Source organism: Paenibacillus sp. NPDC057886 (genome assembly GCF_042796655.1).
Taxonomy (GTDB): Bacteria; Bacillota; Bacilli; order Paenibacillales; family Paenibacillaceae; genus Paenibacillus.
Genome location: NZ_JBHVMZ010000004.1, coordinates 224,820 through 240,682 on the forward strand (window position 1 = coordinate 224,820; position 15,863 = coordinate 240,682).

At 45.1% G+C, this 15,863-nt stretch carries 15 protein-coding genes and 1 other annotated feature (1 of these 16 only partly in view); of the genes, 6 read left to right on the top strand and 9 right to left on the bottom strand.

The genetic code is table 11. The features are described from left to right. Positions 1-17 (bottom strand) — a binding site (T-box leader); it reaches 205 nt to the left of the window's first position. Between the two features lie 268 nt (positions 18-285). The 5 genes from ACFVQB_RS15250 to ACFVQB_RS15270 all read right to left on the bottom strand — a co-directional run bounded on the left by ACFVQB_RS15250 (position 286) and on the right by ACFVQB_RS15270 (position 6,007). Then, positions 286-1,758 carry a protein adenylyltransferase SelO gene (locus tag ACFVQB_RS15250; protein ID WP_379440549.1) on the bottom strand — a complete coding sequence of 491 codons (1,473 nt, stop codon included), beginning with the start codon at positions 1,756-1,758 and terminating at the stop codon, positions 286-288. A 475-nt stretch (positions 1,759-2,233) separates the two neighbouring features. Further along, positions 2,234-3,550 (bottom strand): nucleobase:cation symporter-2 family protein, encoded by a 1,317-nt coding sequence (locus tag ACFVQB_RS15255; RefSeq protein ID WP_379440552.1) that lies wholly within the window; start codon positions 3,548-3,550, stop codon positions 2,234-2,236. Positions 3,551-3,899: 349 nt separating this feature from the next. Continuing rightward, a complete protein-coding gene (locus ACFVQB_RS15260) occupies positions 3,900-4,199 on the bottom strand; it encodes a Dabb family protein (protein ID WP_379440555.1) in 300 nt (99 codons plus the stop codon). A 33-nt stretch (positions 4,200-4,232) separates the two neighbouring features. Next, positions 4,233-4,778, bottom strand: a complete 546-nt coding sequence (locus tag ACFVQB_RS15265) for a PadR family transcriptional regulator (protein ID WP_379440557.1) — start codon at positions 4,776-4,778, stop codon at positions 4,233-4,235. 71 nt (positions 4,779-4,849) lie between these two features. Next, entirely contained in the window at positions 4,850-6,007 is a 1,158-nt protein-coding gene (locus ACFVQB_RS15270; protein WP_379440560.1) for a YhgE/Pip domain-containing protein, read from the bottom strand. Between the two features lie 98 nt (positions 6,008-6,105). On the opposite strand from ACFVQB_RS15270, the gene ACFVQB_RS15275 reads away from it, so the two are divergent. Next, positions 6,106-7,359, top strand: coding sequence for a cytochrome P450 (locus ACFVQB_RS15275; protein WP_379440563.1), 1,254 nt, complete (start codon positions 6,106-6,108; stop codon positions 7,357-7,359). A 163-nt stretch (positions 7,360-7,522) separates the two neighbouring features. Here ACFVQB_RS15275 and ACFVQB_RS15280 read toward each other — a convergent pair whose 3' ends face one another. Continuing rightward, the gene (locus ACFVQB_RS15280; RefSeq protein ID WP_379440566.1) at positions 7,523-8,107 is read right to left on the bottom strand and encodes a TetR/AcrR family transcriptional regulator; all 585 of its coding nucleotides are present in this window, start codon (positions 8,105-8,107) and stop codon (positions 7,523-7,525) included. A 226-nt stretch (positions 8,108-8,333) separates the two neighbouring features. Here ACFVQB_RS15280 and ACFVQB_RS15285 point away from each other — a divergent pair, with 226 nt between their 5' ends. The 3 genes from ACFVQB_RS15285 to ACFVQB_RS15295 all read left to right on the top strand — a co-directional run bounded on the left by ACFVQB_RS15285 (position 8,334) and on the right by ACFVQB_RS15295 (position 11,440). After that, positions 8,334-9,461 (top strand): NADH:flavin oxidoreductase, encoded by a 1,128-nt coding sequence (locus ACFVQB_RS15285; RefSeq protein WP_379440569.1) that lies wholly within the window; start codon positions 8,334-8,336, stop codon positions 9,459-9,461. A gap of 204 nt (positions 9,462-9,665) precedes the next feature. Continuing rightward, positions 9,666-10,520: an AraC family ligand binding domain-containing protein gene (locus tag ACFVQB_RS15290; protein ID WP_379440572.1), complete on the top strand. Its 855-nt coding sequence runs from the start codon at positions 9,666-9,668 to the stop codon at positions 10,518-10,520. Beyond that, on the top strand, positions 10,517-11,440 hold the full coding sequence (locus tag ACFVQB_RS15295; protein WP_379440575.1) for a DMT family transporter: 924 nt from the start codon (positions 10,517-10,519) through the stop codon (positions 11,438-11,440). Before ACFVQB_RS15290 ends, ACFVQB_RS15295 begins: the two co-directional genes overlap by 4 nt. Before the next feature lie 104 nt (positions 11,441-11,544). On the opposite strand, the gene ACFVQB_RS15300 is transcribed toward ACFVQB_RS15295, so the two are convergent. Continuing rightward, on the bottom strand, positions 11,545-12,237 hold the full coding sequence (locus tag ACFVQB_RS15300; RefSeq protein WP_379440577.1) for a pseudouridine synthase: 693 nt from the start codon (positions 12,235-12,237) through the stop codon (positions 11,545-11,547). A gap of 144 nt (positions 12,238-12,381) precedes the next feature. Here ACFVQB_RS15300 and ACFVQB_RS15305 point away from each other — a divergent pair, with 144 nt between their 5' ends. Then, the gene (locus tag ACFVQB_RS15305) at positions 12,382-13,266 is read left to right on the top strand and encodes a hypothetical protein (protein WP_379440580.1); all 885 of its coding nucleotides are present in this window, start codon (positions 12,382-12,384) and stop codon (positions 13,264-13,266) included. Here ACFVQB_RS15305 and ACFVQB_RS15310 read toward each other — a convergent pair. Beyond that, complete coding sequence (locus tag ACFVQB_RS15310; RefSeq protein WP_379440583.1) at positions 13,256-13,897, bottom strand: nitroreductase family protein; 642 nt, start codon at positions 13,895-13,897, stop codon at positions 13,256-13,258. The two genes, ACFVQB_RS15305 and ACFVQB_RS15310, sit on opposite strands and share 11 nt — an antisense overlap. Continuing rightward, the gene (locus tag ACFVQB_RS15315; RefSeq protein WP_379440586.1) at positions 13,864-14,151 is read right to left on the bottom strand and encodes a nitroreductase family protein; all 288 of its coding nucleotides are present in this window, start codon (positions 14,149-14,151) and stop codon (positions 13,864-13,866) included. The genes ACFVQB_RS15310 and ACFVQB_RS15315 overlap by 34 nt, the downstream gene beginning before the upstream one ends. 476 nt (positions 14,152-14,627) lie before the next feature. On the opposite strand from ACFVQB_RS15315, the gene ACFVQB_RS15320 reads away from it, so the two are divergent. Then, complete coding sequence (locus ACFVQB_RS15320) at positions 14,628-15,836, top strand: MFS transporter (protein ID WP_379440588.1); 1,209 nt, start codon at positions 14,628-14,630, stop codon at positions 15,834-15,836. The last annotated feature ends 27 nt before the right edge of the window (positions 15,837-15,863 follow it).

The following is a 15,863-nucleotide window of genomic DNA, read 5'->3' on the forward strand; positions in this document are numbered from 1 at the left end:
TCTATCAACGTAAATCATGTATTCAATTTATAGCCAGTATAGCCGAACGTTAATATCATTGCAAGGCCAAGTATTTAATCTTCAGATAGAACAAGAGATGAGTGCCTGCGCCAAAGTTTATAAAGACATCATGTTCAACTTTTCATAATAATATGCTTAAGCCTTTTCTGCGATCTGATCTTCATTGTTCCAAAATTGCTGATCCAGTGTATACAGCTGTTCAAGCTCCTGTGGGCATGATAATGAAAAAGCTGCCAATGGCAGCCTCTTCACAACACTTTTAAATCAGGTTCCACAGAAAGTCTGGTAGGAGGTATTGCACTGTGCAGGCAGTTCCGCGTACTCAGCCTGTTCGGGAGAATGTGCAAACGGGTTGGATAGGACAGCAAGAAGTTTCTCCATCACACTAAGATCTCCGTGATTCTCCGCTCGGTCCAGTGCTTCTTCCACCCGATGATTACGAGGAATCACCGCCGGGTTGTTAGATTTCATCAATTGCTGCGATTCTTCTTTCCCTTCCTGCTGTCTGCCCAATCTTGCCTGGCGACGCTCATTCCACTCCGCAAACTCTGGAGTATCCAACAACGGTGATCCCTTGAGCGGTGTATCAAAGGTCAGCGCCAGAAACGTATTCGTATAATCCGCACGATGTTTCTCCATCAGTTCAAGAAGATCCCTGATAAGCGCTTCATCCTCAACCTCTTCATTAAACAGACCCAGCTTGCTCCGCATACCAGAGAGCCAGTGGTGGTGATACCATTCAGAAAATTGTGCAATTGCATCCTGGGCGATTTGCACCGCCTCTTCTTCATTCTCATGCAGTAATGGCAGAAGCGTCTCGGCAAACCGGGCCAAATTCCAGCCGCCTATATAAGGCTGATTGCCATAGGCATACCGACCTTGTGTATCAATGGAGCTAAATACCGTCGAAGGATCGTAGGCATCCATAAATGCACATGGTCCATAATCAATCGTCTCACCACTAATAGCCATATTATCCGTGTTCATTACGCCATGAATGAAACCAACCTGTTGCCACTTAGCGATAAGTGAAGCCTGCCGCCGAATGACTTCCTGAAGCAACTGGAGATAGCGATTGTCGGCTTCGGCAATATCGGGAAAATGACGTTTCAGTGTATAGTCAGCCAGTGCCCGGAGATCATCCTTTGATGCACCACTGGCTGCATATTGAAAGGTTGCAACACGCAAGTGACTGGAGGCGACTCGCGTCAAGATTGCACCCGGCCGTTCTGTTTCTCGTATAATGCTTTCTCCGGTAGAAACCACTGCCAGACTTCGTGTCGTTGGGATACTCAGTGCATACATCGCTTCACTAATAATGTATTCACGCAGCATGGGTCCAACAGCAGCACGTCCATCGCCTGCGCGGGAATATGGCGTTCTCCCCGAACCTTTCAGCTGGATATCCACCCGCTCGCCTTGTGGCGTGATCTGTTCTCCCAGCAGCAAAGCCCGTCCATCACCAAGCATGTTAAAATTGCCGAACTGATGACCCGCATATGCCTGAGCCAGAGGCTCGGCTCCTTCCGGAATCAGGTTACCTGCAAAGACCTCCGCTCCTTCATCACTGTTGAGAGCCTCAACATTCAGGCCCAGGCTGGCAGCAAGCAACGTATTGAAGATAATCATCTTCGGTGATTGAACTGGCTCAGCTCCCTGACTCGTAAAAAAGGTTTGCGGCAATCGTGCATAACTGTTGTCAAAATGCCATCCTTCTATTCGTGTGTCTTGTTGCATGTGATCACAACTCCTTTTCTGTAACCAAGCGATATCAGGATATCCCTTCGTTTTTATTTTAGCCTTGTGAACCAATGCTCATTTATGTAGTCGCATGGAAATTCAACGGAAAGAACATGTAGCATGTTCATGATGAAACTTTAGCATATTTATATGCCTTTTGCATTCATCCTGCTGTAACTTTCATACCCGGGGCACTGTTTAAGTTTCAAGGGGGGATCAGATTGAGAAAGCCAGCCTACTTATGTTCAATTAACTAAGCAGAAATCTGCAAAACTTTTCGAACTCATTACAGGTGAAAAGCTTCCGGGGCATGTTGTGTAAAGCACTCCACTGCTTCTCAGCAGTTCAACCCAACATAAAAACCCAAGAGGTTCATTGGCGAGGGGGAGTCATTCCGATCATTCCACCTCAATCAATACCATCTTGGGTCTGTTTCATTTATTCAGATTATATGCCTGTTAATCAGACAATCTTACGTATGTGCTTCCTGAGCCTGTACGGGCTGTACGGGCAGACTCTCCTCTTTAAATCCGAGGTTAAAGAAAACATTGAGCAGGATGGCGCACAGACTGCCTGTGATAATACCATCACCAACAATAATGCGGATACTTTGAGGCAGCTGGGCAAACAGATCAGGCACAGCCGTGACGCCAAGACCGAGTGAAACCGAACAAGCAACGATTAACAGATTGGATTGCTTGCTGAAATCCACATGTTGCAGCATTTTAATCCCGGATGAGACCACCATGCCGAACAGAACCACCGTTGCCCCGCCGAGTACCGCGCTGGGGATAATCGTTGCGAATGCCGCAACTTTGGGGATGAGTCCGAGAAAAATCAGAATACCTCCGGCTGCAACAACCACATTGGTCGTTTTCACCTTGGAGAGCTGAACCAAACCGACATTCTGGGCAAATGTGTTATAAGGAAAAGCATTGAAGATTCCACCAAGCACAAACGCCAGACCTTCTGCACGATATCCTCGTGCCAGATCCTTTTCGTTAATCGGCTGATCGCAGATTTTGCTCAAGGCCATAAACACACCTGTAGACTCAATAATGACAACCGTGCCGACAATAATCATTGTAATGATAGGACCGATCTCGAAGGTAGGCCATCCAAAGTAAAAGGGCTGGGGCAAATGGAACCAGGAGGCTTCCGATACAGAGCTGAAATTCACTTTCCCCATAAGGGCTGCAACGAGGATATCCACAATAATACCGAGGAGAACTGCGAGGGATTTGACAAAGCCGCGAGCATATCGATTCAACACTAGTATAAAAAGCAATACCCCGAATGAGAGAGCCAGATTGTCCAGACTTCCGAAATTCTCGCTGTTTGCTCCACCTGCCATGTTCTTGATGCCCGTTGGAATCAGCGCCAGACCAATAATCGTTACGACTGTTCCAATCACGACAGGAGGAAACAGTTTGACGATTTTACTAAAGAAGACAGCACATATAACGATGAATATGCCTGCTGCAATAATGGAACCATAAATAGCCGGAATTCCATATTGTGATCCAATCGCAATCATGGGAGTCACAGCAACAAATGAGCTTCCAAGAACCGCTGGCAAGCCAATCCCCAAATATTTCCCTTTGCGTGCTTGAAGCCATGTCGCGATACCACAGGTTAACAGGTCAATCGATACCAGATACGCCAATTGTTCTGCTGTCAGGTTTAACGCCCTTCCCACAAGCAGTGGAACCAAAATCGCCCCGGCATACATCGCCAATATGTGCTGAATTCCCAGTGAAAAAACCCTCATTTTCTTGGTTTCTCTCATCCCTACCTGCCCCCTGTAATTTAGAATTACTTTACTGCTGCAAAAATCATGTTATGTTGATTCACATTATATAAACAATTGGAGGAAGTTCCATGATTCATAACATAGAATTGTTGCAGGTTATAAAGAGAACTCATTATGTTGGGCATTTTGTACAAAAAGGAATGAGCACAACTCCTTCACTTGTTATATTATCTCACATAAAAAAATCATAGCTTCGCTTCTCCCGATTCCATCCCAATCGAAAACATAAAAAAGGCCAGCCAGAAAATTCTGGCTAACCTGATCATTTGAAAGTCACCGAATGGCAACTTCACATGCATAATTGGTTATGGACAATGGCGCAGACTCAGATCGGATAATCGACCACAATCACATTTTCCACCCACTCATTCAAGGAAGCTACAAAAGCCTGATGAGCAGGATGCGGGCCATAAGCACGCAGCGCTTCCTGATCTTCAAACGTCACTCTCAGGCCAAGTGTGAAGCCCTGAATATGATCTGTCTCCTCTGTTACATTAATACCTGCGGTGAGATCCACAATTCCAGGAATCTGTTCCTGTAACGCGAGCAATTGAGCCACCAATTCCTGCTGTTTGACCGGAGTGATTGTATCGTTTAATTTGAATACGACCAAATGTTCATACATTATCTTCTCATCCTCATTCCATTAACGAGTTATTTAGCTTTCTAATACTCTGCTCTGAACATGATGCAGCAGCTTCTGAAGCCAGATCATATCACTCTGAATCGAGTGGTAAGCGTGATCTCGCATCAACAACAGTGCATCTTTCAGATCCTCCTGCACATCAATCTCCTGAGGTGTATGAGAATCAATATATTCCAGCCTTTTATTCATCTTCTCAATAATATCCTCAATTAAATACGCGATCTTCTGATTATCCACTTTATCCAAATGGACCAACGCAGCGTACAAAGACTGTACGTTCGTAAACTTCTGGAACACCTTATATATGCTCTGTTCAAGGGACTGACGTCCTTTTTCGGTGATGCCATATGTCGTTTTGTCTGGTCGATTTTCAGTCTGGATCGTTTCTACCTTCTCAATCAGGCCCTTCTTCAGCAACACTTCAAAATTATAATAAATGGTGCCTTCGGTAATTTTGGCATCCGTTTGATCCAGATGTTTCCCAATTCGTTTCTTAATATCATAGGGATAATAATTCCCCTCACTTAGTGCACCGAGTATAAATATTTGAATCGACATTGTGACTGCCCCCATTCTGCTCATCCAAGGGTACAGCTTCTTTCTAATCGCCTACCCTCATACATTCTATTTTATATCATAACGGGCTGTTGTACAGACTCCTGTGTCGTATCGGTCTGCTTGGCTTTTTTGAAATGATGAATGGCCGTATTGATAACAAAGGCTCCCAATCCCACCAGTGCCAGTCCGACCGCATATTCTACCGTTTTCCCTCCGCCGAAGAGAATATTATAATCCAGATGTGTTGAATAGAACATCGGTGTGATCTGACTCACGAATTTGAAATAACCTGGCATCATCTCCGGTGACATGGACGTCCCGTTAGCAATGGATTGACTGAGTACAAATATCATATTGATCAGCATTCCGCCTTGACCGAGAAGCATGATAAAGATGCTTGTGAACTCAATCGACACAAACAGCTGCAAGCTGTGTACCATCCACATTTTCATAAATACTTCAACTCCATACCCCTGCACCATAAAATAAATGCCGATCCCTACAAGTGGAGCAAGGATGGAAACAAGCAGGTTCGTACCTCGCATTGCAAAGAATGCTCTCCATTTCCCCATCTCTCCTTGCAGTTGCTTCATTCCGCCAATGCTTTGCATCGCGTAGATCATGGCTCCAACATAGAGCGCCATGGTGATGAACATCGGTGCCATCTGATTCTGCATGCCTGCTGGCTGCGGGTTGCTCATAACGATGTCGGATGATACTTTGCCCATGGTGGATTCCACAATCTGCTTCGACTGCTCCGCAGGAACCTGCATACTGCTCAGTACACCCTCGAAGCTCTGTGCCTGAACCTGTGCGCCCATCTCTGCGGTAATTTCAGCAGCAACATTTTTCATGGTGCTCGTGATTGTTGTTGGGTTCGATTCATTAATCAGGTACTGCAGCTGAGCTTTACCGCCCTGTTCAGACAGTTTCTCCGTAAAATCACCCGGTATACGTATGATCATATGGATATCCCGGTCTTCAAGGCCCGTTTTCGCTTGTTCCAATGATTCGTTGGTTACTATCGTAAATGGCAATTGTTCCTGCAATTTTTGTACAAATTCAGTACCGGATTGCTGGTCCTCGTTGACAATGGCAACGGTAAGATTGGTTACATTTTTGGGGATTGCGCTATACCCCGACATAAAAACGGTCAACATTACAATTTGATAAAAAATGATCATGAATATGCCTGCCTTGACTCCTCCGTGCTTCAGTATGTTCTTCACTCTCTACTCCACCTTGTTGTTTTTAATTTAAACTACTTGAATTAAAGTACTCTTATTTGTTATATTTGTCAATGAGACCAACCAAGGAGGCGAAACGAATGACGAAGAGCTCTATTATTTCTCTCTCTGAGATCACGAATTTCCAATCGAAAGAAGAAGAATTCAGTCCCTACCGTTGGTATCGCAGCATGTTGAATCAGGAATCTGTCATTTACAATGAAGAGACCGATTCCTGGCATGTATTCAGGTATGATCTTGTCAAAACCGTGCTTAATGATCACGAGCACTTCTCCAGTGTGAGAAAAAGATCAATTGTTAACGTGGGATATTCAAGTGAAGAAGAAGGTGCGGACAGCGAACATCACATGCCGGACAAGCTGGATATTCACAACGTAGATCCCCCGGAACATCGCAAGCGGAGATCCTTACTCGCCAGTGCTTTTACACCAAGAAGTCTCAAGCTCTGGGAACCGAGAATAGAGGCTGTGGCCGAAGAACTGATCAGAGAATTTGAACATCAATCGGAAGTGGACATTGTTGAAGCTTATACGAGCATGTTTCCTGTCATTATCATGTCTGACCTGCTCGGCATTCCTTCCAAAGATCGTCATTTGTTCAAAGATTGGGTGGACACCATGTTTATGCCTTCTACCGATGCCACTTTTGATCAAATCAACCAATTGAAGAAGATTGCCGGGGAAGAATATTTCAAGTACTTATATCCTTTCGTCGTGTCCAAAAGATCCAATCTGGGAGAAGATATCATATCAGACCTGATCCAGGTTGAGTTGGATGGTGAGTACTTTACGGATGAAGAGATTGTGCGAACCACCATGTTTATTTTGGGAGCCGGTATCGAAACGACCAGTAATTTGCTGGCCAACTCGTTCTACGCCCTTTTATATGACCAACCGGAATTGTATGCCGAACTCAGGGATAACCTTGAGCTTGTTCCGGCCGCAGTAGAGGAAATGCTGAGATATCGCTTTCACATCAGCAAAATGGACCGCATGGTCAAAGAGGATAACAATATGCTTGGTGTTGAGCTGAAAAAGGGAGACGCTATCGTGGCGTGGATGAGTGCAGCCAATATGGATGAGAACATGTTTGAAGATCCGTTCAACTTGAATATTCATCGATCAAACAATAATAAACAGCTTGCGTTTGGTTTTGGTACTCACTTCTGCCTGGGGGCACCACTGGCTCGTCTGGAGGCCAAAATTGTATTGACCACATTTCTAAAAACTTTCACCAGCATTGTACCCGTGGAAGGATTCAATCTGGAGGAAAATCTGACCGCTTCTGCGGCCGGACAATCTTTAACAAGCCTTCCGTTGAAGTTGTCTACGTAAATTCATTTCATGTGTATTCATTTCACCTATATTCCTTTATCGATAGATAAACTTCACTATATTTTCTATAGATAAAATCAAAACAAAAAGAGCAGATTTCTTCTGCTCTTTTTCTCTACCTTTATCCTTATAGATATGCTCTATCCTTCTATTCTACCGTTCGTTAATTCAGCAAACCTGTTCCATTCATCATAAATGGCACCACTCGCTCGGCCAATTCAGCAGGGGATTCCTGCCTTTCCTCCAAATTCCAGCGATACGTCACCCCGTAGATGGACCAGCTCAGCATCGTTGCCAAATACGCCAATGTTTTGGGTGGCTCTGCATCATCTGTTTGACTCATGGCAAGCTCCAGAACAAGCTTCTCTAACTGGGCCTTAATGTTTTCTTCAAAGATTGGCGCTACGGACTCATATTTCTTGATACATTGGTTGCTTGAATCATGATAATTACATAACGAAATTACCAGTTGCTTCAGGGTCTCTTCTGTCAAATGCGCCTCTACATCAATTTGATTGAGCACATATTCTTGAAAGGCGAAGGACAAAACGGACTCAAGCAGTTCATATTTGTCTGCAAAATGGGCATAAAATGTGGCCCGGTTAATCGTCGCCTTTTGCGTAATATCCTGAACCGTGATGGCTGAGAAATCCTTTTTATTCAAATGATAAAAAAACGCATCCTGAATTAATTGACGGGTTCGGATCACCCGTGGATCATTGGGATTTGGAGAAAACTCACCTGACATATACAAAGTGCCCCTTCTAATCAATCTTGTAATGAAACTTCTTAATGTACCTATTATAGATAGCTCCTGTTAGGTCAACAAGTAATCCGGGGTTAAACCAACATTATAACGGTTCGCTTCGCTTAAGCAACACATTGGTTAAATCGTCGGTTGATACAGGCACTCTCCATTGATAATATTGCACTCGTACCCCGCTTGGAGGTGCACTATTATGGAGGTGTTTTACTTGAGTAATCATCAGCAGCAACAAGTTCAATCTACTGAAAATCTGTTTCAACCTTATACAATTCATAACTTAACCCTGAAGTCTCGTATCGTTATGCCCGCTATGGGTCGAGCTTTCTCACCGGATGGTGTACCGGGCTCCGATGTAGCGGCTTATTATCGCAGACGTGCCGAAAACGGCGTCGGACTTATTATTACCGAAGGTGTAACCATTGATCATCCGGCGGCAACCAGCGAACCGCGTGTGCCCCGTTTTCATGGTGAGGAAGCATTGAACGGCTGGGCAGAAGTCGTCAGACAAGTTCATGAAGCCGGAGGCAAAATTTTTCCACAGCTCTGGCTTATGGGTATGGCTCGTCCAGCGGGATCACAGCCTCATCCGGAAGCTCCGTCCATTGGTCCGTCAGGTATAGATCTTGAGGGAAACTTGATCAGTGCACCAATGACCGAGGAAGAAATCGCCAACATCATTCAAGCTTTTGTGAACGCAGCAGTTCATGCCAAACGGCTTGGATTTGACGGTATCGAAATTCAAGGAGCACATGGTTACCTGGTTGACCAATTCTTCTGGGACAAAACGAATACAAGGACAGACCGCTACGGCGGTGACCTTATCAAGCGTACGCAATTCGCTACCGAACTTATTCAAGCGATTCGTGCTGCCGTGGGTCCCGATTACCCGATTGCCATTCGTTTGTCGCAGTGGAAAATGAGTGATTATTACGTCAAACCGCTGGATACACCGGATAAGCTGGAGCTGTTCCTGAATGTGCTGGTAGAGGCCGGTGTCGATATATTCCATTGCTCCACACGCCGTTTCTGGGAGCCGGAATATGAAGGTTCGGAACTTGGATTTGCCGGCTGGGTGAAAAAACTGACAGGCAAACCAACGATAGCCGTGGGCTCTGTCGGTCTGGATGATGAATTTACCAGTCTCTATACGGAAGGTAAAGGTGCAGGACACAAGGATTTGGATGATCTTCTTCATCGGTTGGAACAGAAGGAATTTGATCTGGTTGCCGTTGGACGCGCACTACTGGCTGATCCGGCATGGGCTGTGAAAATCCGTGATGGCCGCGTTAATGAAATTCAGGCCTTTTTGCCAGAAGCGCTTGCTACGTTGCTATAAGAATAATTCAGGTCCAAATTCATACTGTTATGCGTTAAATGAGCTATAATTGAACCAAAATACTCGGGATACCCTTTAGAAGGGACAGCGGGTATTTTGGTTTTTTACACGTATGAACAAATCAGAGCGAGCAATATCGTCCAAGAAAGTCCCTTCTTTTCATATTATAATGACATTTAACTTACCAGAAAGAAGGTGCCGCAGGTGACTCGCGAAGTGCGAACCGTCGTGTTCGATACCGATTTACAGCTCGAAGCTTATCAATTCGAAGGTATTATGCAGAAATTTCCTAATCATTTTCATGACTATTACGTCATTGGATTTATTGAGCAAGGCAAGCGCCATCTCGTATGTAATAACGAAGAATATATCCTGAACACTGGTGACATGATTATTTTTAATCCGCATGATCCCCATGCCTGCGAACAAGTGGACGGCAGAACCCTGGATTATCGCTGCATCAACGTTCAACCTGAGGTCATGCGCCATTATGTACAGGAAATTACCGGACAAGATTACTTGCCCCGGTTTACTTCCCCTGTTCTCTATCAAAGCGAACATGTCGCTTCCCTACATGAGCTGCATCAGATGATTTTGGAAGAGCAATCGGACTTTCACAAAGAAGAACTACTGCTCTTTCTGCTGGAACAGCTGATGAGAGAATATGCGGATGCCGAACCGCCCATTTCCGCTCAGGACGTCACCATCGAGATTAGACGCATATGCGAGTACATCGAGACTCATTATATGGATAGCATTACGCTGAACCAATTAGTCGAGTTAACAGGGCTGAGCAAATACCATCTATTGCGTTTATTCACTCGTCAAAAAGGGATCTCTCCCTATCGCTACCTGGAAACGATTCGCATCAATCAGGCCAAACGGCTATTGGAACAAGGCCAGCTCCCGATTGAGGTCGCCGCGCAAACAGGTTTCAGTGACCAGAGTCATTTTACGAATTTTTTCAAAAAGCTGATTGGCCTGACGCCCAAGCAATACAGACGCATCTTCAACCATGAAGTGGATTCCAAGCAGCGTACAGCGGATAACTTGTCATGACAGGTCAGAACAAAATCTCCACTGGACACCTGCTAGCCTTACTTACGATCCTGATCTGGGGAACAACGTTTATCTCCACCAAGGTGCTGCTGATCGATTTCACCCCGGTGGAGATTCTCTTTTTCCGTTTCGTGATCGGCTATGTGGTGCTCTTCCTGATCTATCCGAGGTTGATGCGAATCACCTCACTCCGAGAAGAAATGCTGTTTATCGGTGCTGGATTATGCGGGGTTACGTTATATTTTCTCATTGAAAATATTGCACTGGTGTACACCCTCGCTTCCAATGTAGGTGTTATTGTTTCAATTGCCCCTTTCTTTACCGCAGTCCTTGCACATTTCTTCCTGGATGGAGAGAGATTGCACAAGCAATTTATCGTGGGCTTCGCCATTGCCTTGACTGGCATCATCCTCATTGGGCTTAACGGCAGTTTCATTCTGCAACTGAATCCGCTGGGGGATCTGCTCGCTTTTGTGGCACCTGCTGTATGGGCGATCTACTCTGTACTTATGCGCAAAATAGGTGAACTTTCCTATCACACCATCGGTGCTACACGCAAAGTATTCTTTTATGGACTATTATTCATGCTGCCGGCTTTGTTCCTCCTCGAATTCCACCTCGATCTTGGGCGCTTCGCCAACATGGCCAACCTCTCGAACCTTCTCTTTCTCGGGCTGGGTGCCTCGGCCTTATGTTTTGTAACCTGGAACCGGGCAGTGAGTCTTCTGGGAGCCGTCAAAACAAGTGTGTACATTTATTTGGTGCCTGTCATTACTGTCGTCGCTTCTGCACTGATTCTACATGAACGGATTACCTGGATAACGCTGCTCGGAGCTCTATTAACGTTGCTCGGATCATTTATTTCAGAGAAGAAAGTACAAAAAAAAGTCTATCGTAGTACGTTGTCAGAAATTCAATAATATATGGTTTCATTCATCGTCTAGAACTCAAAAAAAGAGGCATTAATCCCTAAGGGATTAGTGCCTCTCTTCATTTTGCCAGGACATTGCTTCGATGCCATTCTCTAATTCAACATGGATAAAAGGTGCTCCAACTCCTGCTTCTCCAGATGTCTCCATTGCTCACGTTCCAGTCCAGCCAGCGTAACATTCATAATTCGGATGCGCTCCAGCTTGAGCACTCTGTAACCCAGGGCTTTGCACATTCTGCGGATTTGCAGATTAAGCCCCTGAGTCAAAATGATACGAAATACGTTCTCACTATGCTTATATACCTCACACGGCTTCGTCACCACATTCATAATCTCAACCCCTTGCGACATCGCCCGTACGAATTCGTCTGTCACTGGTTTGTCTACGGTCACTACGTATTCCTTGTCGTGGTTATGCTCCGAACGCATCATCTTGTTCACAATGTCTCCGTCGTTCGTCAGAAAAATCAAACCCTCGGACGCCTTATCCAGCCTGCCAATCGCAAAGATACGCGAGGGATAATTCACATACTGAATGATATTTCCCTCCACCTGTTCCGCTGCGGTGCAGACAATGCCGATGGGTTTATTCAGAGCAAGGTAAACAGGCTCGCGATCATTGTAAGGAATCTCCTGGCCATCAATGAGCACGATATCCTCGGGCTCTACGTCCGCACCTTTTTCACACACCTTACCATTAATCGTGATGCGCCCGGCTGCGATTAATCGGTTCGTTTCCCTGCGGGAGCAATATCCCGTTTCACTTATGTATTTGTTAATTCGCATGCTCCACCACCACTTCGTTCAATAGGTTAGTACCTTGTACTGATTTTCATCCCACATCATCTCACTTATAATGAAACGAAGCAAATGAATTGTTATACGGAGGTACATAGGTAATCCAAAATAAACTTTGGAAAGGAGTTAACCATGGACAAAAAGTGCATGAGAGTGCTTAAAAAGTTATATTTACACACCAATGGTGATTATGACAAAGCACGAGAAGTAATGATCTATCAAACGGATACACTAACTCCTGCCGAACAGGAGCTATTGACTACACAGGGGTGGGTGGATAATGATCTGGAGATGATCCACCATGATGATATCATTCAACAACTAATCGCTTTCCAGCAAAATGAACATCTTTCCTGGTCCACGATTACCCAAGCATTTATTGCAGGTGTCGGGGGCAGTTATCCACGAGGCATATCTACGCTCGCAAGCTACCATATGATGATTCACTTGCAGCCACATGCTTACGAAGAGACCGAACAATTTCTTGCTTGCAGAGTTTGCGGTTTCAGTCATAGCGATGAGGGCTGGAAGAATCTATCCATTATCCGTTACGCCCTTCACCAGGGTTATGATTACAGTGGGACAAGCGTAGGTGCATACGCCGATCTGACAGAGTTTGTCACCTTACTTGAACAAGGACCAATTAAACCGACTCCCGAGGATATCACCACATTCAATCAACTGCTTTACATGCTGGATCAAGCTGAAGACGAAGAATCTCCGGGAAAATTTGAGAAACGACTCACTGCAGAGAAATTGGTCAAAGGACACGCCGGGATTCGTCGAAGTATTCTTCAAGCGCTGTCCAGGGTAGGTGTGCTGCCCAATCGGGTTCTCTCCCTCAGTACAGACCATTGGACCAACAACGAGCATATCCTGAACGGTGAGTTGCAGCTTACCAATACCAAAGGCCGCTCTGATATGGAGATGCCTTGGGCTGGCTGGCAAGGTAAACTTGGCGTCGATTGGGACAAAGCGCGCAAGCTGTTTGGACACGTAATTCAAGTCAATAAGTAATATTCGCATCTGCCGGAGTTCTCTCCTTGCCCTTCGGTAGTTTCGCCGTGTAACCCATATGCAAAATGCCGATAATTCGCTCATCTGGCTTAATATCCAATCCTTTACGAAAAGCAGTATCCTCAATGACATCACTGGATGACCATGTCATCCAGATCCCTTTTTCCCAGGCCAGCAATTGAACATTTTGCATCACGCTGCATACCTCTCCAAAATGGGCAGAGTTCTTCGGCTCATCCGGGTTCTCTGGTTGGTGTTTAAGTACAAACACCAGATTGAACGGAATATCATATGTACGTTTCCAAAATAGTTTTTTGAACTTGCCCGGCATGATCTTGTAGGTCAAAATATCCTTGGCAAAGCCCATCATCAGGTCCGTCCATTGTCTGCGCTCTTCTTCAGTTCCCGCTTCAATAACTCTCCAGCTTTTGGGTTGAAGTCCATGCTCAGGAATACTTTGCTCCAGTAACGCCCGTACTGTCTCAGCTTCCAGTGTGGCAGATGTGAATTGGCGTACTGTTCTTCGTTCACGGATAATCATTGCAGCATTTTCATTCAATGACGTAAAAGTATCCGTATATCCAATGCCCAGTATCGCTACAATTTGTTCACCAGAATCAACTTTCCACAATTCCTCCACCCTACCTCATGTGCTGTTTCTGGTTGCTGTATATGTAGGCCAATGCCCTGCTCCTTCGCCAGAATCCTCAAGTTCTGAATGAGGCACCATACGGCTGCTTCGTCTTCTGCCAATTCCTTTGGTTTCGTTCTGATCTTCATACTTACTGCCAAATAACCCGGAGCAGAATTATGAGACTGCACCTTCTCTATATGCTCCTCATTCTGTTTCACTTCTATCACCGGTGCTTCCATCCAAGTAAACATCCACGGTCCTCGCAGATGATGATTTGGCGCTCAGATGGCGACGTTCAACAGCGCCAACAACGTTTCCTTTGATACTGAATTTCCATTGTATACAGGATGAGACCAGATCTCCCGAAAAATTCCAGAAATACTCATAACCTGCAGCTCCTTTAGCATGTGAGAATAAATAGGATGATATTATATATTTATTCATTAATTGATAATGATTATTATAATCAATTACATGCCAGTACCTAACGATTCACAATGCAAATATCGGAAAACCATCATTTTTGTTTTTGTTTTTCTATTTTATAGCTTCGACACGAAATCGTTTTAGGATGAACTTTGTGTGAGAAAGATCATTCATTCGCCAAAAGTTAACATTATTTTACAATAAAAAGCATGTACAATTGCATAATTATGGTATAAGTTATATACGAAAGAAACATTATTTACATAATATAAAATTTATATCCATCTTAGGAGGGCAACTCATGAGAAGAATTTTCGCTTTAAGCTGCGGTTTTTATCTGTTAATTGGCATAACCAGCGTTGTACTCGGTGCACTTCTACCCGTTTTATTGACACATTATGAGCGTGGTTATAGTGATGGCGGATTTTTGTTGTTTTTGCAGTTCCTCGGTTTTCTTGTCGGGGTGCTCGTTGCTCCTTCTATGACTGCCCGCATCGGCAGAAAATCCATGCTAACCATCGCACTGATCTGTATTGTGGCCGCCTATGCCGTTCTCGGATTCTTGCCATCCTGGACAGTTGTTCTTCTTCTAACCATTATTGTCGGGTTCGGGTCTGGCATCATCGAGCCCTCCGTTGGTGCGTTTACGATAGAATTTACGGAAAATCAGAAAGCTGTCGCCATGTCCAAGCTTGATGTGTTCTTTGCCCTTGGAGCACTTCTCATTCCGGCAGTCGCTGCCTTATACATTTGGCTGGATCTTTGGCATCTTACGTTTTATACCGTTTCCGTGTTATCCCTTATTCTCATGCTGCTATGGGTGACCATGCCCACCTCCGCCGCTTCTTATCTGAAACAAGCTGGAGAAAATACAGTTGGCCATGCAACGGGCAGAGCCCAGTATTCCAGAAAACATCTGGGACTACTCACGATCTTCGTCATCTTCTTCTTCGTTTACATGGGTCTGGAGTTAGGCCTGATGAACTTCCTGCCTTCCATCCTGGTCGAACGATTGCAGTTACAGGAGTCTGTCGCCTCACTCAGCGTATCCATCCTATGGATTGCCATGATTATTGGTCGTCTTTTTTCCGGAAGAATTGCTGAGGCCGTCAACTACATGCCTTTCCTGATCTGGAGTACGGTAGGCACACTTCTATTCGCCGTTGCCATGGTGTTCGTAACCGGCCAATGGGCAACTTATCTGCTAATCTTCGGAACCGGATTATTCATGTCAGGGCTGTTCTGTATCGCACTAGTCTATGCCAACATTCTAATTCCGGGCATGACTGAACGCACAACCAGCATCCTGATTGCCTCAGGCGGTATCGGTGGCGCCATCCTGCAGTATGTAACCGGTTGGAGCATGAGTGCGTGGCCTGTAGTGAACACGATCTGGATTTTGGCCGGCTTTTGTCTGATTCTGCTCCTCACTCTTGTACTCTCTCATCTCTGGAATGTAAGGAACAGCACCGTAAGTGGAACTCTCGCACATCAGAGTAAAGAGATTTAAACGTTGCTTCTTGAGAGGGGTGATGCC

Excerpts from the sequence above, each read along its gene's own strand:
- ACFVQB_RS15250 (WP_379440549.1), bottom strand. The coding sequence starts at position 1,758 with ATGCAACAAGACACACGAATAGAAGGATGGCATTTTGACAACAGTTAT.
- ACFVQB_RS15255 (WP_379440552.1), bottom strand. The coding sequence starts at position 3,550 with ATGAGAGAAACCAAGAAAATGAGGGTTTTTTCACTGGGAATTCAGCAC.
- ACFVQB_RS15260 (WP_379440555.1), bottom strand. The coding sequence starts at position 4,199 with ATGTATGAACATTTGGTCGTATTCAAATTAAACGATACAATCACTCCG.
- ACFVQB_RS15265 (WP_379440557.1), bottom strand. The coding sequence starts at position 4,778 with ATGTCGATTCAAATATTTATACTCGGTGCACTAAGTGAGGGGAATTAT.
- ACFVQB_RS15275 (WP_379440563.1), top strand. The coding sequence starts at position 6,106 with ATGACGAAGAGCTCTATTATTTCTCTCTCTGAGATCACGAATTTCCAA.
- ACFVQB_RS15280 (WP_379440566.1), bottom strand. The coding sequence starts at position 8,107 with ATGTCAGGTGAGTTTTCTCCAAATCCCAATGATCCACGGGTGATCCGA.
- ACFVQB_RS15295 (WP_379440575.1), top strand. The coding sequence starts at position 10,517 with ATGACAGGTCAGAACAAAATCTCCACTGGACACCTGCTAGCCTTACTT.
- ACFVQB_RS15300 (WP_379440577.1), bottom strand. The coding sequence starts at position 12,237 with ATGCGAATTAACAAATACATAAGTGAAACGGGATATTGCTCCCGCAGG.
- ACFVQB_RS15305 (WP_379440580.1), top strand. The coding sequence starts at position 12,382 with ATGGACAAAAAGTGCATGAGAGTGCTTAAAAAGTTATATTTACACACC.
- ACFVQB_RS15315 (WP_379440586.1), bottom strand. The coding sequence starts at position 14,151 with ATGTTTACTTGGATGGAAGCACCGGTGATAGAAGTGAAACAGAATGAG.
- ACFVQB_RS15320 (WP_379440588.1), top strand. The coding sequence starts at position 14,628 with ATGAGAAGAATTTTCGCTTTAAGCTGCGGTTTTTATCTGTTAATTGGC.